At 62.0% G+C, this 18108-nt stretch carries 15 protein-coding genes; 6 read left to right on the forward strand and 9 right to left on the reverse strand.

Features of this window, described 5'->3' with window-relative positions; genetic code table 11:
- Positions 1-15: 15 nt before the first annotated feature.
- The 4 genes from pstA to HYE77_RS07450 form a co-directional block, all read right to left on the reverse strand.
- Positions 16-1686 carry a phosphate ABC transporter permease PstA gene (gene pstA / locus HYE77_RS07435; RefSeq protein WP_177068613.1) on the reverse strand — a complete coding sequence of 557 codons (1671 nt, stop codon included), beginning with the start codon at positions 1684-1686 and terminating at the stop codon, positions 16-18.
- A gap of 15 nt (positions 1687-1701) precedes the next feature.
- A complete protein-coding gene (locus HYE77_RS07440; protein WP_371321557.1) occupies positions 1702-3735 on the reverse strand; it encodes an ABC transporter permease subunit in 2034 nt (677 codons plus the stop codon).
- Positions 3736-4164: 429 nt separating this feature from the next.
- Positions 4165-5154 carry a phosphate ABC transporter substrate-binding protein PstS gene (locus HYE77_RS07445; protein ID WP_003213401.1) on the reverse strand — a complete coding sequence of 330 codons (990 nt, stop codon included), beginning with the start codon at positions 5152-5154 and terminating at the stop codon, positions 4165-4167.
- Between the two features lie 329 nt (positions 5155-5483).
- The gene (locus tag HYE77_RS07450) at positions 5484-6773 is read right to left on the reverse strand and encodes an MFS transporter (RefSeq protein WP_003213403.1); all 1290 of its coding nucleotides are present in this window, start codon (positions 6771-6773) and stop codon (positions 5484-5486) included.
- A gap of 457 nt (positions 6774-7230) precedes the next feature.
- On the opposite strand from HYE77_RS07450, the gene HYE77_RS07455 reads away from it, so the two are divergent.
- A complete protein-coding gene (locus HYE77_RS07455) occupies positions 7231-7635 on the forward strand; it encodes an acyl-CoA thioesterase (RefSeq protein ID WP_003176975.1) in 405 nt (134 codons plus the stop codon).
- 58 nt (positions 7636-7693) lie between these two features.
- A complete protein-coding gene (locus HYE77_RS07460; protein ID WP_177068615.1) occupies positions 7694-8593 on the forward strand; it encodes a D-hexose-6-phosphate mutarotase in 900 nt (299 codons plus the stop codon).
- Positions 8594-8713: 120 nt separating this feature from the next.
- Here HYE77_RS07460 and HYE77_RS07465 read toward each other — a convergent pair whose 3' ends face one another.
- The 5 genes from HYE77_RS07465 to HYE77_RS07485 form a co-directional block, all read right to left on the reverse strand.
- Positions 8714-9247 carry a DUF3299 domain-containing protein gene (locus tag HYE77_RS07465; RefSeq protein ID WP_023659290.1) on the reverse strand — a complete coding sequence of 178 codons (534 nt, stop codon included), beginning with the start codon at positions 9245-9247 and terminating at the stop codon, positions 8714-8716.
- Positions 9248-9325: 78 nt separating this feature from the next.
- On the reverse strand, positions 9326-9571 hold the full coding sequence (locus tag HYE77_RS07470) for a GlsB/YeaQ/YmgE family stress response membrane protein (protein ID WP_003213408.1): 246 nt from the start codon (positions 9569-9571) through the stop codon (positions 9326-9328).
- 103 nt (positions 9572-9674) lie between these two features.
- The gene (locus tag HYE77_RS07475; protein WP_017476761.1) at positions 9675-10760 is read right to left on the reverse strand and encodes a 5-(carboxyamino)imidazole ribonucleotide synthase; all 1086 of its coding nucleotides are present in this window, start codon (positions 10758-10760) and stop codon (positions 9675-9677) included.
- Between the two features lie 12 nt (positions 10761-10772).
- On the reverse strand, positions 10773-11264 hold the full coding sequence (gene purE, locus HYE77_RS07480) for a 5-(carboxyamino)imidazole ribonucleotide mutase (RefSeq protein ID WP_003213411.1): 492 nt from the start codon (positions 11262-11264) through the stop codon (positions 10773-10775).
- A gap of 332 nt (positions 11265-11596) precedes the next feature.
- Complete coding sequence (locus tag HYE77_RS07485; protein WP_003213413.1) at positions 11597-12505, reverse strand: LysR substrate-binding domain-containing protein; 909 nt, start codon at positions 12503-12505, stop codon at positions 11597-11599.
- A 181-nt stretch (positions 12506-12686) separates the two neighbouring features.
- Between HYE77_RS07485 and aspA the strand changes: the two genes are divergently transcribed.
- The 4 genes from aspA to HYE77_RS07505 all read left to right on the forward strand — a co-directional run bounded on the left by aspA (position 12687) and on the right by HYE77_RS07505 (position 18053).
- Complete coding sequence (aspA, locus tag HYE77_RS07490; protein WP_003213415.1) at positions 12687-14111, forward strand: aspartate ammonia-lyase; 1425 nt, start codon at positions 12687-12689, stop codon at positions 14109-14111.
- A gap of 392 nt (positions 14112-14503) precedes the next feature.
- A complete protein-coding gene (locus HYE77_RS07495; protein ID WP_003213417.1) occupies positions 14504-15955 on the forward strand; it encodes a sodium:alanine symporter family protein in 1452 nt (483 codons plus the stop codon).
- 77 nt (positions 15956-16032) lie between these two features.
- Entirely contained in the window at positions 16033-17010 is a 978-nt protein-coding gene (locus HYE77_RS07500) for an asparaginase (protein WP_177068616.1), read from the forward strand.
- A gap of 50 nt (positions 17011-17060) precedes the next feature.
- Complete coding sequence (locus tag HYE77_RS07505) at positions 17061-18053, forward strand: AraC family transcriptional regulator (protein WP_177068617.1); 993 nt, start codon at positions 17061-17063, stop codon at positions 18051-18053.
- Positions 18054-18108 lie beyond the last annotated feature (55 nt).

Below are 18108 nucleotides of genomic sequence, written 5' to 3' on the forward strand. Positions count from 1 at the left end.
CCGCGTTCACTTCAATTAACTGTCCAGCGCTTTGTATTTTTCGCGCAGGTGGTTACGAATCCACACCGCCGACAAGTTGAGCGTGGCGATCACCAGCACCAGCAGCAAGGCGGTGGCGTACACCAGCGGCCGCGCGGCTTCGACGTTGGGGCTCTGGAAGCCGACGTCATAGATATGGAAGCCCAGGTGCATGATCTTCTGGTCCAGGTGCAGGTACGGGTAGTTGCCGTCCACCGGCAGCGACGGCGCCAGTTTCACCACACCCACCAGCATCAGCGGCGCCACTTCACCGGCGGCGCGGGCCACGGCGAGGATCATGCCGGTCATCATCGCCGGGCTGGCCATCGGCAGCACGATCTTCCACAGCGTTTCCGCCTTGGTCGCGCCCAGTGCCAAAGAACCTTCACGTACGGTGCGAGGAATCCGCGCCAGGCCTTCTTCAGTGGCCACGATCACCACCGGTACCGCCAGCAGCGCCAGGGTCAGGGACGCCCAGAGCAGGCCAGGCGTACCGAAGGTCGGTGCCGGCAAGGCTTCGGCGAAGAACAGCCGGTCAACCGAGCCGCCCAGTACGTACACAAAGAAGCCAAGGCCGAACACGCCGTAAACGATGGCGGGTACACCGGCCAGGTTGTTCACCGCGATGCGGATGATCCGCGTCAGGGTGTTCTGCTTGGCGTATTCACGCAGGTACACCGCCGCCAGCACGCCGAACGGGGTCACGATCATCGCCATGATCAGGGTCATCATCACGGTGCCGAAGATCGCCGGGAAAATCCCGCCTTCGGTGTTGGCTTCCCGTGGATCGTCGCTGAGGAATTCCCAGACCTTGCTGAAGTAGAAGCCAACCTTGGTCATGTAGCCCATGGCGTTCGGCTGGTAAGCGTGCACCACCTTGCCAATGCCGATTTCGATTTCTTTGCCGTTGGCATCGCGGGCGGTCAGGCTGTCGCGGTTGAACTGGGTGTGCAGGTCGGCCAGGCGGGCTTCGATATCCTTGTAGCGGTTGTTCAGTTCGGCGCGGCCGCTGTCCATGTCGGCCTGGGCGGTGGCGTCCAGCTTGCCTTCCAGCTCCAGTTTGCGACCGTGCAGGCGGATGCGTTCGAGGCCGGCGTTGATGGCGCCGATGTCGGACTTCTCGAGGGTCTTGAGCTGGGCCGCGAGCTTGTTGACGCGGTCTACGCGGGCTTGCAGTTCCGGCCAGGCCGCCTCGCCTTCGGCGATCACCTTGCCGTCCTGCTTGACGTTGACCAGGGTGCCGTAGAAGTTGCCCCACTCACGACGCTCGATGGCCATCAACTCGACCGGCTTGGTCTGGTTGGTCAGCCACTCGCCGACGATCCAGGTGAAGTCATTGCCGTTCAAGTCACGGTTGCCGACCTTGATCAGCTCGCGGGTCATGAACTCCGGGCCTTGGTCCGGCACCGGCAAGCCAGCGCTTTTCAGGCGCTCGCGGGGCACTTCTTCTTTCTGCACCACTTCGCCGACGACGAGGTGATTTTCCTGGCCCGGCACGTTGTAGTTGGCCTGGATCAGGTCGGCCGGCCAGAAGTGGCCCAGGCCACGCACGGCAATCACGGCCAGCAGACCAATGGTCATGATGACCGCGATGGACACCGCGCCACCGCTGATCCAGACGCCCGGGGCGCCGCTCTTGAACCATCCATTCAGGGAGTTCTGTTTCACAGACTTCTACCTTTCTTAAAGCGACGAGTATTTCTTGCGCAGACGCTGACGAATCAGCTCGGCGAGGGTGTTCATGATGAAGGTGAACAGCAGCAGCACCAGCGCCGAGAGGAACAGCACGCGGTAGTGGCTGCCGCCGACTTCCGATTCGGGCATTTCCACCGCGACGTTGGCTGCCAGGGTGCGCAGGCCTTCAAACAGGTTCATCTCCATCACCGGCGTGTTGCCGGTGGCCATCAGCACGATCATGGTTTCACCGACCGCGCGGCCCATGCCGATCATCAGCGCCGAGAAGATGCCCGGGCTGGCGGTCAGGATCACGACGCGGGTCATGGTCTGCCATGGCGTGGCGCCCAGGGCCAGGGAGCCCAGGGTCAGGCCGCGCGGCACGCTGAACACGGCGTCTTCGGCGATGGAGTAGATGTTCGGGATCACCGCGAAACCCATGGCCAGGCCGACTACCAGGGCGTTGCGCTGGTCGTAGGTGATGCCCAGGTCGTGGGAGATCCACATGCGCATGTCGCCGCCGAAGAACCAGGTTTCCAGGTACGGGCTCATGTACAACGAGAGCCAGCCCACAAACAGGATCACCGGGATCAGGATCGCGCTTTCCCAGCCATCCGGGACCCGCAGGCGGATCGACTCAGGCAGGCGGCTGAAGACGAAGCCGGCCACCAGGATGCCAATCGGCAGCAGCATCAGCAGGCTGAAGATCCCCGGCAAATGCCCTTCGACATACGGCGCCAGGAACAGGCCGGCGAAGAAACCGAGGATCACCGTCGGCATCGCTTCCATCAACTCGATCACCGGCTTGACCTTGCGGCGCAGGCTCGGGGCCATGAAGTAAGCGGTGTAGATCGCAGCGGCAACGGCCAGTGGTGCGGCCAGCAGCATGGCGTAGAACGCGGCCTTCAGGGTACCGAAGGTCAGGGGCGCCAGGCTCATCTTGGGTTCGAAATCGGTGTTGGCGGCGGTCGATTGCCAGACGTATTTAGGTTCGTCGTAGTTTTCGTACCAGACCTTGCTCCACAGCGCGCTCCAGGAAACTTCCGGGTGCGGGTTGTCCAGCAGCAGCGGTTGAAGCTTGCCGCCGGCCTCGACGATCACCCGGTTGGCCCGTGGCGACATGCCGAAGATACCGTTGCCGTCGACCACCTGGTCCACCAGCAACGTACGGTGGGCAGTGCTGTGGAACACGCCGAACTTGCCGGAAGCGTCGAGGGCGGTGAAGCCTTTGCGACGTTCTTCAGCAGTGATTTCAACGATAGGCGCGGTGCCCATCTGGAAGGTACGGATCTGCTTCAGGCGTTGTTCGCCGTCCGGGTCGCGGGCCATGAACCACTGCGCCAGGCCACCGCTGGAGTTACCGATGATCAGCGAGATGCCGCCCACCAGCTGGGTGCTGGCCGTGACTTGCGCCACGCCGTCTTCCAATAATTTATAGCGACCGTTGAGGCTGTTGTCCCGCAGGCTGAAAACGTCGGCCTGGGCGCGACCGTTGATCACGTACAGCCACTGCTGGCGCGGATCAACGAAGATGGCTTTGACCGGCTCGGTCATTTGCGGCAGTTCGATGCGCTTCTGCTCGGTGGTGACTTCCTCGGTCATCATGTTTTCTTCACGGCTGATGGACAGCACGTTCAGATGGGCACCACTGGAACCGGCCACCACCAGCGTCGAGTCGGTCGCGTTCAAGGCGACATGCTCAAGGGAGCGGCCCTGTTCGTCGAGGACGATCGGTGTTTCGCCGTAAGGGTATTCGACGGCGGGCGAGATGGTCTTCTTGCCGTCCGGGTACGACACTTTATAGGTGTGACGGAAAACCAGGGACTGGCCGTTGGACAGGCCGAGGATCACCAGCGGGCTGCCGGGCTCGTCTTCACCAATGGAGGCGACTGTCACGCCCGCAGGCAACGGCAGGTCAACGCGCTTGAGTTCGGCACCCGTGTCAACGTTGAAGAACAGCGCCTGGCCCTTGTCGGAAACCCGCATGGCGACCTGGTTCTGTTCTTCCATGGAGATCATCAGCGGCTTGCCGGCGTCCTGCAGCCAGGCAGGCGCGAGGGCCTCTTCCTTGGTCAGGTTGGCGCCGTGGAACAGCGGCGCGACCACGTAGGCGAGGAAGAAGAAGATCAAGGTGATCGCGCCCAGGACGGCGAGGCCGCCAATCAGCACGTACCAGCGGGTCAGGCGATCCTTGAGCGCGCGGATGCGGCGCTTGCGTTGCAGCTCAGGCGTATTGAAATCAATGCGCTTGGGGGGAGAAGTCGTCGTCATGGTGGAATTGGCCAGATCATTCATGCGCACACCCTAGCGATCCTGTATGACAGAAAGATGACAATGCAGTGACGCAAGAAATCCGCCGCGTAGCAGGGCTGGCAGCGGATTAAAAATGGGAGGCGAGGTCCAGGTCTTACAGACCCCGCCCAGGCCTTGAACCGTGGGTAAACCGCGGTTCCAGGCAGGTTTACCGGCGGCTTATTTGCCACCTTCTTTCAGGCCCAGGTCAGCCAGTGCCTTGGCGGCAACTTTGGCTGGCAGCGGGATGTAGCCGTCTTTCACTACCACTTCCTGGCCCTGTTTGGACAGAACCAGCTTCACGAACTCGGCTTCCAGCGGGGCCAGAGGCTTGTTCGGGGCTTTGTTGACGTAGACGTAGAGGAAGCGCGACAGCGGGTATTTGCCGTTCAGGGCGTTTTCTTCGCTGTCTTCGATGAAGTCAGTGCTGCCTTTCTTGGCCAGGGCCACGGTTTTCACGCTGGCGGTTTTGTAACCGATGCCCGAGTAACCGATGCCGTTCAGCGAGGAGCTGATGGACTGCACAACCGACGCCGAACCAGGTTGTTCGTTCACGTTAGGCTTGTAGTCGCCTTTGCACAGGGCTTCTTCCTTGAAGTAGCCGTAGGTGCCGGATACCGAGTTGCGACCGAACAGTTGCACTGGCTTGTTGGCCAGGTCGCCGGTCACGCCCAGGTCGCCCCACGTCTTGACGTCAGCCTTGGCGCCGCACAGACGAGTCGAGGAGAAGATCGCGTCGACTTGTTCCATGGTCAGGTGCTGGATCGGGTTGTCCTTGTGCACGAACACGGCCAGGGCATCCACGGCAACCGGGATCGCGGTTGGCTTGTAGCCGTACTTCTGCTCGAAGGCAGCCAGTTCGGTGTCCTTCATCTTGCGGCTCATCGGGCCCAGGTTGGAGGTGCCTTCAGTCAGTGCAGGAGGTGCAGTGGCGGAGCCGGCGGCCTGAATCTGGATGTTGACGTTCGGGTATTCCTTTTTGTAACCCTCAGCCCACAGGGTCATCAGGTTTGCCAGGGTATCGGAACCAACGCTGGACAGGTTGCCCGACACACCAGTGGTCTTCACGTAAGCCGGAATCGCCGGGTCAACACCAGCGGCTACCGCGTTAGCGGTCGCAACGCCAGCAGCGACAAAAGTCATTGCCGCCATCAAACGTTTCAGTTTCATGCCTTGCTCCTAGCAGATAGGGATAGTTGGATCGGGGCCAAGTATCGGTAGGCCGTGTGAACACTCTATGTCTGGAATATGACAATTAGATGAAAGGCCAGCATTTATGAAAAAGCTGACAGGAAGGAGAAACGCCAATAAATCCGGGTCTTGCGAGGAGGTTGGAGCGATTTCGTGGAAACAATCTGTAATCGTTGTAAGGCAAAATCTGTGGCGAGGGAGCTTGCTCCCGTTGGGTCGTGTAGCGGCCCCCAGAATGGAACCGCTGCGCAGTTCAACGGGAGCAAGCTCCCTCGCCACAAGGTTGTCCGGCAGTTTTCAAAAACGTGTCAGCGCCCGCGCTTCCACAGGTACCCACCCACCGCCATCCCCATCACACACAGGGCCGCCACGTAGTAAGCAGGGCCCATCGGGCTTTCCTTCATCAGCAGCGACACCGCTAACGGCGTCAGGCCACCGAATACGGCGTAGGCGACGTTGTAGGAGAACGACAAACCGCTGAAACGCACCACCGGCGGGAACGCTTTCACCATGACATAGGGCACCACGCCAATGGTGCCTACAAAAAGGCCGGTCAAGGCGTACAGCGGGAACAGCCAGTCCGGGTGAGCCATCAGGCTGTGATAGAGCGTCCAGGACGTTGCCAGCAACAAGGCACAACCGATGATCAGCACGCGCCCGGCACCAAAACGGTCGGCCAGGGCGCCGGAAGCAATACACCCCAGGCTCAGGGTGACGATGGCCAGGCTATTGGCCTGCAGCGCCACCGTTGGGCTGAAGTGGTAGATCGTTTGCAGCACGGTCGGCGTCATCAGGATAACCACGACCACACCGGCCGACAGCAGCCAGGTCAACAGCATCGACAGTACGATGGCGCCACGATGGTCACGCAACACCGCGCGCAACGGCAGCTCGGCCGCCAGGGTCTTGCGCTGCTGCATCTCGGCGAAGATCGGGGTTTCGTGCAGCCAGCGACGCAGGTACACCGACAACAGGCCGAACACGCCACCCAGCAGGAACGGAATGCGCCAGGCGTAATCCGACACCTGTTCCGGGCTGTAGAGCGTGTTGATGGCGGTGGCCACCAGCGAACCCAACAGGATGCCGGCCGTCAGGCCGCTGGTCAGGGTGCCGCAGGCATAACCGATGTGACGGGGCGGCACGTGCTCGGATACGAACACCCACGCGCCCGGCACTTCACCGCCAATCGCCGCGCCCTGGATCACGCGCATCAGCAGCAACAGGATCGGCGCCCACAGGCCGATCTGCGCGTAGGTGGGCAGCAGGCCCATGATCAGGGTCGGCACGGCCATCATGAAGATGCTCAGGGTGAACATCTTCTTGCGCCCCAGCAGGTCGCCGAAGTGCGCCATGATGATCCCGCCCAGCGGCCGCGCCAGGTAGCCGGCGGCGAAGATGCCGAAGGTCTGCATCATGCGCAGCCATTCGGGCATGTCCGCCGGGAAGAACAGCTTCCCGACTACCGTCGCAAAAAATACGAAGATGATGAAGTCGTAGAACTCCAGCGCCCCGCCCAAGGCAGACAGCGACAGGGTTTTGTAGTCGTTGCGGGTCAGCGGGCGCGACGGTTGCGCACTGCTTGCGGGCACGGAGGACATGGCAAGGCTTCTCTTATAGTAGTCAGGACGGCAAGCCCGGGACTTGCGGCAGGCTTGGCAAGATAGCAAATCGCTTGAAAAAGCACAGCGTTGAGCCGTTAACAGTTCAGATCCGCGAAATATTTCCGTAGCAGACGTGCAATTAATATGAGCAGGAGCACAGTTGCCGGAAAAAGCCGCGATACAGCGTCTATTTACCGACCAAATGAGCGTCGGGAGGTCGTCGTGGCGCCGACGGCTCGATATACTCGGCCCTTGCAAGCGCCAGACCCGCATCCTTGAGGGGCTGCTGTGCCAAAACGCCGTTGGTTATACACCAGCCGATTTGGCAGAGTTTCCCTTTAGTACGCCTTACGAGAAACGCATCGAGCGGTGTATGTTGGTGCTGAAACGTTTTTCCAGAAGACGGCTATCCACTTGAAATACCCATGAAGCGTCACGGGTCAGAGGCACCGGCATGATCGAACTCGAACAAGAAGATCCTATCCCGCAAGGCGATCTCGCCCTGCAAATCACCGCACTCCCGCGTGAGACCAACGGTTTCGGCGACATCTTCGGCGGCTGGCTGGTCGCGCAGATGGACCTGGCCGGCACCGCCATGGCGAGCAAGGTTGCCGGTGGCCGCGTAGCCACCGTGGCGATTGATCGCATGGCATTCCTGGTGCCCGTGGCCGTCGGCGCGCAGTTGTCCTTCTATACCCAGGCCCTGGAAATCGGCCGCAGCTCGATCCAGATGATGGTCGAAGTGTGGAGCGACGACCCGCTGTCCAGCGAATGGCGCAAAGTCACCGAGGCGGTGTTTGTGTTCGTTGCCATCGATGGCAGCGGCCGCACCCGCTCGGTTCCGTCGCGGGCGCGTTAAACATCGCGACGTTTTGACGGTCCATTGCCCCATTGTCTGCCATTGAGAGCGCGCGCCTATGTCTACGCCCAACATTGAAACCGTAAAACTGGATGAGCTGAACGCTTGGCGCATCCGCCACAACGGCGCCGAATTGGTGGTGGCCCAGCAAGGCGCGCACATCGTGAGTTACCAGCGCACCGGCGAGAAGCCGCTGATCTGGCCCAACGATCAGGTGCTGTTCAAGAAAGGCAAAGGCATTCGTACCGGCGTGCCGGTGTGCTGGCCGTGGTTTGGTGTGTTCGACCGCAACCCGCAGAGCGTCAAGGCCATGTACCAGGGCGCCGAGCCGGCCGGTGCCCATGGTTTCGTGCGGACCGCTGACTGGACGTTGGCTGGCGTTGAGGCTGAAGGCACAGCGCTGAGGGTTGAGCTGGAACTGCCGGTGCCTGAAGGTGGCTTCCCGGGTTGGCCGCATCAGGTCGACCTGAAGATGAGCATCCTGCTGGATGATCAACTGCACATCCGCCTGACCAGCCACAACCACGGCGCCGAGACCGTCAGCCTCAGCCAGGCGCTGCACAGCTATTTTGCGGTCAGCGATGTACGCAACGTGCAGGTCGACGGCCTGGACGGGCGGGACTATATCGATACCGCCGACGGCTGGACCCCAAAGCAGCAATCCGGGCTGCTGCACTTCACCGCCGAGACCGACCGCATCTACCTCGACACCCCGACTCAAGTGAACATCGTCGATAAAGACTGGCAGCGCCGCGTTCAGCTCACCAGCACAGGCTCGCGCTCGACGGTGATCTGGAACCCGTGGACTGAACGTGCCAAGGCTTTCAGCGACATGGCCGACGACGGCTGGCAGGGCATGTTGTGCATCGAGACCGCGAATGTGCTGGACGATGTGGTGACGCTGGCGCCAGGTGAAAGCCATACCCTGGGCGTGAGCATCAGCGGTATCGCCCTGTAACCCCAATCAAAAATGTGGGAGCGGGCTTGCTCGCGAATGCGGTGTTCCAGTTAGTGCATGTGCTGACTGACACACCGCATTCGCGAGCAAGCCCGCTCCCACATTAGGTGCTGCGTCAGATCAGAGATCCGATTCCTTGACCGCCCGCACCTTCCCCGCATCCAACGCATACGCCGCATCGGCCAGGTCATTGTTGACCTTCTCCACCTTCAGCGTGCCCGTCACCCACAGCGGCGTGTAGATGTCATCCAGCTTCAAGCCCTTGGGATAACGCACCAGCACCAACTGGTTGGGCGGCGGTGGCGGCACGTGGATGCAGGCGCCCGGATAAGGCACCAGGAAGAACAGCGTGCTGCGGCCCTTGGCGTCGGTTTCCAGCGGCACGGGATAGCCGCCAATGCGAATATTCTTGCCGTTCATGGCAGCCACCGTCTTGGTGGAATACATAACCGCCGGCAAACCCTTGCTCTGCTTCAGGCCGCCCTTTGCGGTGAACGTGCCTTGGGCTTCCGGGGAGTTGTGGTCGATTTCCGGCATTTCTTCGAGGGCTTTCTGGTCCGACTTGGGCATCAGTTCCAGCCAGTCGGTTTCCGGCAGTTCGCCAGCGTGGGCCAACCCGGTGCATAGAAGAAGGGATAACAGAAGACGGCGCATGGAGAGGCTCGGCAAGGATTACAGTGCCGGCATTCTAGCCCTCTGCGCCTGCGCAGCGCAGAGGGCTTGGTCGCTAAATTACTTCTTTTTCAGCAGACCGTAGATCACCAGCAGCACCACGGCACCCACCAGCGCACCAATGAAGCCTGCGCCCTGGCCCGCCTGATAGATACCCAGTGCCTGGCCACCATAGGTCGCAACCAGCGAACCGGCGATACCCAGCAGGATGGTCATGATCCAGCCCATGCTGTCGTCGCCTGGCTTCAGGAAACGCGCCAGCAGGCCGACGATCAAACCGATAAAGATGGTCCCAATGATACCCATGGCATTTCCCTCTGATTGAAGTGAATTCAGTCAAAGCCTAGTCAGACTTTGGCTTCCTGCAATCAGAGGGTGGCGGGTACCAATGGTTCCGCCCGGCCTTGGGTTATTGCTCGGCGATCAGCGCTTCGACCTTGAGGATCTGCGCTTGCAGCGTCGCGCGATCCTTGCAGCGCAGGTTGGCGTGGCCGACCTTGCGCCCGGCCTTGAACGCCTTGCCGTAGTGATGCAGATGGCAGTCATCAATCGCGATCACGCGATCAACCGGCGGCACCACGCCGATGAAGTTGAGCATGGCGCTCTCGCCGACTTTTGCCGTGGAGCCCAATGGCAAGCCCGCTACCGCCCGCAGGTGGTTTTCGAACTGGCTGCACTCGGCGCCTTCGGTGGTCCAGTGCCCGGAGTTGTGCACGCGCGGGGCGATTTCGTTGGCCTTGAGGCCACCGTCGACTTCAAAGAACTCGAACGCCATCACGCCGACGTAATCCAGTTGCTTCAGCACACGGCTCGAATAATCTTCGGCCAGGGCTTGCAGCGGGTGATCGGTGCTGGCCACGGACAGCTTGAGGATGCCGCTGTCGTGGGTGTTGTGCACCAGCGGGTAGAAACGCGTTTCGCCATCGCGGGCACGCACGGCAATCAGCGAGACTTCACCGGTGAACGGCACGAAGCCTTCCAGCAGGCAGGCGACGCTGCCCAGTTCGGCGAAGGTACCGACCACGTCGGCGGCGGTGCGCAGGACTTTCTGGCCCTTGCCGTCGTAACCCAGGGTGCGGGTCTTCAACACGGCCGGCAGGCCGATGGAGGCGACTGCGGCGTCCAGGTCAGCCTGGGACTGGATGTCGGCGAAAGCCGGTGTCGGGATGCCCAGGTCCTTGAACATGCTCTTCTCGAACCAGCGGTCACGCGCGATGCGCAAGGCTTCGGCGCTCGGGTATACCGGCACGAACTGCGACAGGAAGGCCACGGTTTCAGCCGGGACGCTTTCAAACTCGAAGGTCACCAGGTCGACTTCATCGGCCAGTTGGCGCAGGTGATCCGGGTCGCTGTAGTCCGCACGCAGGTGTTCACCCAGCGCAGCTGCGCAGGCATCTGGTGCCGGATCCAGGAAAGCGAAGTTCATCCCCAGCGGCGTACCCGCCAGGGCCAGCATGCGGCCCAGTTGGCCGCCACCGATTACACCGATTTTCATCAATCAACCACCTCAGGCAATGCGTGGGTCTGGATTGTCCAGGACGCTGTCTGTCTGCTCAGCACGGAATTTTTTCAGCGCCGCGTGGAACTGCGGGTGCTTGGCGCCGAGGATGCTGGCGGACAACAAGGCAGCGTTGATCGCGCCGGCCTTGCCGATCGCCAGGGTGGCCACCGGAATACCGGCGGGCATCTGCACGATGGACAACAGCGAATCCACGCCCGAGAGCATCGACGACTGCACCGGTACGCCCAGCACTGGCAGGTGAGTCTTGGCTGCACACATGCCTGGCAGGTGAGCTGCGCCGCCGGCACCGGCGATGATTACCTCGATGCCACGGGATTCTGCTTCATCGGCATACTGGAACAGCAAATCCGGAGTGCGGTGGGCGGAAACCACCTTCACTTCGTAGGGAATGCCGAGTTTTTCCAGCATATCGGCGGTGTGGCTAAGGGTGGACCAATCGGACTTGGAGCCCATGATCACGCCAACCAATGCACTCATCGTCGTGCCTCTTCTCTCTGGGCGCCCGCAGGCGCGTCAAAAAACAACAAGCCACGCGGGAAATCCAGCGTGGCTTGTTGTACGAATTAAGGCCGGTTGGACCGGCCGAAGGCCGCGCAGTATACCGTAATAACGCAGATAAACAGCCCCTGGAATGACCATCTGTCTTACACCGCAAACAGGCGGTTTTATTGACTTCCAGGTCAGCGAACACACCAGAAAACTAATGTGGGAGCGGGCTTGCTCGCGAATGCGGTGGATCAGCCACCGATGGGTTGACTGACACTACGCTTTCGCGAGCAAGCCCGCTCCCACATTTGATCTGTGTGGGCTCAGGTGTTCTGCGCCGCGCCGCCTTCCAGCTTGCGCCACAACAACCGCACGTTCGCCTTGCGCACCAACGCACAGCGATACAACCGGATCTCCAGCGGCACATGCCATTGCGGGCCGCCGCACACCACCAGTTCACCCCGGGCCAGCTCGGCGCGCACGCTCAACTGCGGCACCCAGGCAATGCCCAAGCCCTCAAGGGCCATGCTTTTCAGGCTGTCGGCCATGGCCGTTTCGTAAATCGTGGTAAAGCGCAGCGCCCGCTGGCGCAGCAGCAGGTTTACCGAGCGCCCCAGGAAAGCTCCGGCGCTGTAGGCCAGCAGCGGCACGCTGCCCTCGCCTTCCAGGTCGAACAACGGCTTGCCGTCGGCATCGGCGGCGCACACCGGCAGCATCTCGGTGTTGCCCAGGTGCAGCGACGGGAAGATCTCCGGGTCCATCTGCATCGCCGCATCCGGGTCGTAGAACGCCAGCATCAAATCGCAACCGCCTTCACGCAGCGCATGCACGGCGTCGCCCACGTTGGTGGCGACCAACCGCGTGGCGATGTTCAGCCCTTCGTTGCGCAACTGCGCGATCCAGCGCGGGAAGAAACCCAGGGCCAGGGAGTGCGCCGCCGCCACTTGCATGACTTCGCCCTGCCCGCCTTCCAGGTGATGCAGGTGGCGCAGCACCTCGCCGAGCTGCTCGACCACGGTCCGCGCGGTGACCAGGAACAACTGCCCCGCCGCCGTCAGTTCGACCGGCGTGCGCGAGCGATTGACCAGGGTCAGCCCCAGCGCCGCCTCCAGGCTGCGGATGCGCCGACTGAACGCCGGCTGGGTGACGAAGCGCCGCTCAGCCGCCTGGGAGAAGCTGCGGGTGGCAGCCAGGGCGCTAAAGTCTTCCAGCCATTTGCTTTCAAGGTTCATCACATCCTCCCGGGGCACGCACCATTTTGGCACACACGTCCGTCATGGTAACGGGGTCACACCGACATTATGCCGTTTATGCATAGGCCAGTGTTTAACAGCATTGGCCCAAAATCTCCTGCAAGCCTAGCATTCACAGCGTTCCGGCCTAGCCCGGGTCCATATCGAGATGATTTCCGTCATGTCCTCCGCTGCATCTTTCCGCACAGAAAAAGACCTGCTTGGCGTACTCGAAGTACCCGCTCAAGCGTATTACGGCATCCAGACCCTGCGAGCGGTGAACAACTTCCGTCTCTCGGGCGTTCCGATTTCGCATTACCCGAAATTGGTGGTCGGCCTGGCAATGGTCAAGCAGGCAGCTGCTGACGCCAACCGCGAGCTGGGCCAACTCAGCGAAGCCAAGCACGCTGCCATCAGCGAAGCCTGTGCCCGTCTGATCCGCGGCGATTTCCACGAAGAGTTCGTGGTGGACATGATTCAAGGCGGCGCTGGCACTTCAACCAACATGAATGCCAACGAAGTCATCGCCAACATCGCGCTGGAGGCCATGGGCCACAGCAAGGGCGAATACCAATACCTGCACCCCAACAACGACGTGAACATGGCGCAGTCGACCAACGACGCGTACCCGACCGCGATCCGCCTGGGTCTGCTGCTGGGCCACGACGCGCTGTTGGCCAGCCTCGACAGCCTGATCCAGGCGTTCGCTGCCAAGGGTGAAGAATTCAGCCACGTCCTGAAAATGGGCCGTACCCAGCTGCAAGACGCCGTGCCGATGACCCTCGGCCAGGAATTCCGTGCCTTCGCCACCACCCTCGGTGAAGACCTGGCCCGCCTGAAGACCCTGGCGCCTGAGCTGCTGACCGAAGTGAACCTGGGCGGCACCGCCATCGGTACCGGCATCAACGCCGACCCGCGTTACCAGGCCCTGGCCGTCCAGCGCCTGGCGACCATCAGCGGCCAGCCGCTGGTACCGGCTGCCGACCTGATCGAAGCCACCTCCGACATGGGCGCTTTCGTGCTGTTCTCCGGCATGCTCAAGCGTACCGCGGTGAAGCTGTCGAAGATCTGCAACGACCTGCGCCTGCTGTCCAGCGGCCCACGCACCGGCATCAACGAAATCAACCTGCCGGCGCGTCAGCCAGGCAGCTCGATCATGCCCGGCAAGGTCAACCCGGTGATCCCGGAAGCCGTGAACCAGGTGGCGTTCCAAATCATCGGTAACGATTTGGCGCTGACCATCGCGGCCGAAGGCGGCCAACTGCAACTGAACGTGATGGAGCCGCTGATCGCCTACAAGATCTTCGACTCGATCCGCCTGCTGCAACGCGCCATGGACATGCTGCGCGAGCACTGCATCGTCGGCATCACTGCCAACGAAGCCCGCTGCCGCGAGCTGGTGGAACACTCCATCGGCCTGGTCACCGCGCTGAACCCGTACATCGGCTATGAAAACGCCACCCGCATCGCCCGTATCGCCCTTGAAAGCGGCCGCGGCGTGCTGGAACTGGTGCGCGAAGAAGGCTTGCTCGACGACGCCATGCTCGACGACATCCTGCGCCCCGAAAACATGATTGCCCCACGTTTGGTCCCCTTGAAGGCCTAAGCGTTTGTTGCACCGCTCACCAGGTTGAGGGACTAGACACCTCTCACCTTTTGAGGGCCTGAAGGCTCGTTCTTCAGGCCCTTTTTTTTGCCTCAAGGTTGTGAAATGACGCCAATAAAAACTCCAAGATCGCCCAACAAACCCGCCTTGCCCGTAACGCCTTGGCTGAAACCTTTAATCGCCTCGTGCAGACGGATCACCCACTCCTAGGTATAGTGCCGCCCCTCTTCGCGTCAGCGGTCGTCGGTAACGAGACCCTGGGAAGCGCGAAACCGCATGAATAACAACACCCGCAAAAGGATTGGGGTCGAAGCGTCGTGCACTGCCTGGTGCCGAGCGATGCGTCGGACCGTCCTGCGTTTGCCATTAGAAAAATCAGCGAGGAACACTCCATGCTAGAAGTCATCAACGACTTCCTCTCAGGGAAAGTATTGATCGTGCTCATTGTCGGGCTCGGTGGTTACTTCACGATCCGCTCGCGTTTCGTTCAGTTGCGTCACTTTTTCCACATGTTTTCGGTGTTTCGCGACAGCCTGAAAAGCAGCGCCGGCCAACTCAGTTCGTTCCAGGCGCTGATGCTCAGCCTCGCCGGGCGCGTAGGTGCCGGCAACATCGCAGGCGTCGGCATTGCCGTGACCCTGGGTGGCCCGGGCGCCGTGTTCTGGATGTGGGTCACCGCACTGGTGGGCATGTCTTCGAGCTTTATCGAGTGCTCCCTCGGCCAGCTCTACAAACGCACCGACGCTGAAGGCACCTACCGTGGCGGCCCGGCGTATTACATCCAGCACGGCCTGCACAAGCGCTGGTTGGGCATGGTGATGGCGTTCCTGCTGCTGGTGACCTTCGGTTTCGCCTTCAATGGCCTGCAAGCCCACGCCGTAACCCACTCGCTGAACAACGCGTTTGGCCTCGACACCACCTACACCGGCCTGGCCCTGGCGGTGCTGCTGGGCCTGGTGTTCATCGGCGGGATCAAGCGTATCGCCTCGATCGCCGACCTGCTGGTACCGGTCAAGACCCTGGTCTACATCGCGGTGACCCTGTACGTGATCGTGCTGCAATTCGACCACGTGCCGGCCATGCTCGCGACCATCGTCAAGAGCGCTTTCGGCCTCGACCAGGCCTTCGGTGGCCTGGTGGGCAGCGCGATCATCATGGGTGTGAAACGCGGCGTGTTCGCCAACGAAGCCGGCCTGGGCAGTGCGCCTAACGTGGCGGCAGTCGCCTCGGTTGAACACCCGATCGCCCAAGGCGTGGTTCAGGCGTTCAGCGTGTTCCTCGACACCTTCGTCATCTGCACCTGCACCGCGCTGCTGATCCTGCTCTCGGGCTTCTACACCCCGGGCTTTGAAGGCGACGGCATTGCCCTGACCCAGAACTCCCTGGCGGCGGTGGTGGGTGACTGGGGCCGGATGTTCATCTCGGTGGCCCTGGCGTTGTTCGTGTTCACCTCGATCATGTACAACTACTACCTCGGCGAGAGCAACCTGCGCTTCATCGTGGGCGACAACCGCAAGGTGCTGATGGGCTACCGTGCGCTGGTGCTGGTGCTGATTTTCTGGGGTTCCATCGAGAACCTGAGCACCGTGTTTGCCTTCGCCGACATCACCATGACCATGCTGGCGTTCGTCAACCTGTTTGCCCTGGCGTTCCTGTTCAAGATCGCCATGCGCATCCTGAATGACTACGACGGCCAGCGTGCTGCGGGCATCAAGACCCCGGTGTTTGATTCCAGCAAGTTCCCGGACCTGGACCTGGACCGCAAGGCCTGGCCGGCAAATCCGGTGAAGCCTGAGCCAGCCGCTCAAGCGACCGCAGAACTGAACGCTCAAGCGCAACGCTAAACCTAGATAGATGACACGCCGCCCGGCCTTGGGCATGCTCTGGGCCCGGCGGCGTTTTTCGTTCAGGAGATTCTTCAATGCAACCAGCCAACAACGTCATGGTGCTCTACACCGGCGGCACCATCGGCATGCAGGCCAGCGCCAACGGCCTGGCCCCCGCTTCGGGGTTTGAAGCGCGCATGAGCGAAGCCCTCGCCCAACTGAATATGCCAGCCTGGCGCTTTCGGGAAATGTCCCCGCTGATCGACAGTGCGAACATGACCCCCGCCTATTGGCAGCGCCTGCGCGTCGCCGTGATCGAGGCGGTGGACGAGGGTTGCGACGCCGTACTGGTGCTGCACGGCACCGACACCCTGGCCTATAGCGCTGCGGCCATGAGTTTCCAACTGCTGGGCCTGCCCGCGCCGGTGCTGTTTACCGGCTCGATGCTGCCGGCCGGTGTGCCCGACAGCGATGCCTGGGAAAACGTCAGCGGTGCGCTGGCAGCCCTGGGCGCTGGCCTGGCGCCGGGCGTGCAACTGTACTTCCACGGCGCACTGATGGCCCCGACCCGTTGCGCGAAGATCCGCAGTTTTGGTCGCCATCCGTTTGCCGCATTGCAGCGTAACGGCGGCGTCGCCAAGGCGGACATGATTCCGGCGGCGCTGCATTACCGCCAGCCCAAGGCGCTGGTCAATGTGGGCGTGCTGCCACTGGTGCCGGGCATCGCCGCCGCGCAATTGGACGCGTTGATCGACAGCGGCATCCAGGCGCTGGTGCTGGAATGCTTCGGCAGCGGCACCGGGCCGAGCGACAACCCGCAGTTCCTCGCCAGCCTGCAGCGCGCGCAGGATAACGGCGTGGTCGTGGTGGCAATCACCCAATGCCATGAAGGCGGTGTGGAGCTGGACGTGTACGAGGCCGGCAGCCGCTTGCGGGGCGTCGGTGTGTTGTCAGGTGGCGGGATGACCCGTGAAGCCGCGTTCGGCAAGCTCAATGCGTTGATCGGCGCCGGGCTGGACACCGCCGAAGTCCGCCGCCTGGTCGAACTCGACCTGTGCGGCGAACTGAGCTGACCGGCATATAACTTGCTCCTCTTCCAGCCATCCCCTGGCTGGAAGCACCCATGTTGCACTCCCACCTCACCACCCTCAATGCCGTCTCGTTGGTGCTCAATACCTTCAAGGCCGAAGGCCAACCCGCCGAGGCCTTGCTGGCCGGCAGCGGTATTTGCGCGGCGGACTTGAGCCGCGCCGACACCCGCATCACCACCAACCAGGAGATGCGCGTGTGCGCCAACGCCATGGCCCTGCGCCGGGATATCGGCCTGGAGCTGGGCCGGCAAATGCACGTTTCTTCCTATGGCATGCTCGGTTACGCACTGCTCACCAGTGCCACCTTCGGTGACGCTTTGCGCCTGGCGCTGCGGTATCCGGCGCTGCTGGGAACACTTTTCGAGCTGGACCTTGAGGAAGACGGCACGCGCATCTGGTTCAGCGCCGCGGATTACCGGGAAAATCCGGCGCTGGAAACGTTCAACGTCGAACTCTGCCTGGCCTCGTTGAAGGTGATCTGCGACGACCTGCTGGGGCATGCCCTGCCGCTGCTGGGGGCGCGCTTTGAACACGACGCCCCGGATTACCGCGCACGGTACGCCGAAATCTTTGCCTGCCCGCTGCAATTCGGCGCCATCGCCAACGCGTTTGCCTTCGACCGAAGCTGGCTGGACCAGCCCCTGCCATTAGCCGACGCCGTCACCCACCAGGCCATGGCCGAGCGCTGCCGCAAGCAAAACACCGAGTTCACCGGGCGCCAGGCCTGGCTGGGCAAGATTCGCCACCTGCTCGCCAGCCAACTCAGCGCCGCGCCGGGCCTCGACGGCCTGGCCGAGCAGATGAACTGCTCCCCGCGCACGCTACGCCGGCACCTGCATGACTTGGGCTGCAGCTATCAGGAGTTGCTGGACGAGCTACGCTTCGAGCGGGCCAAGCGATTGCTGGGCGAGGATGAGCTGCCCATTTACCGAATTGCCGAGGCGCTGGGCTTCAGCGAAACCGCGAGTTTCCGTCACGCCTTTGTTCGCTGGAGCGGCGTCGCACCCAGCCAGTTCCGCCCCTGAAGCCACTTGCTGGGGCACGGCCGCGCCATTTCGGGGCGAATTGCGGTCACACACT

Source organism: Pseudomonas sp. IPO3774 (assembly GCF_013386835.1).
Lineage (GTDB): Bacteria > Pseudomonadota > Gammaproteobacteria > Pseudomonadales > Pseudomonadaceae > Aquipseudomonas.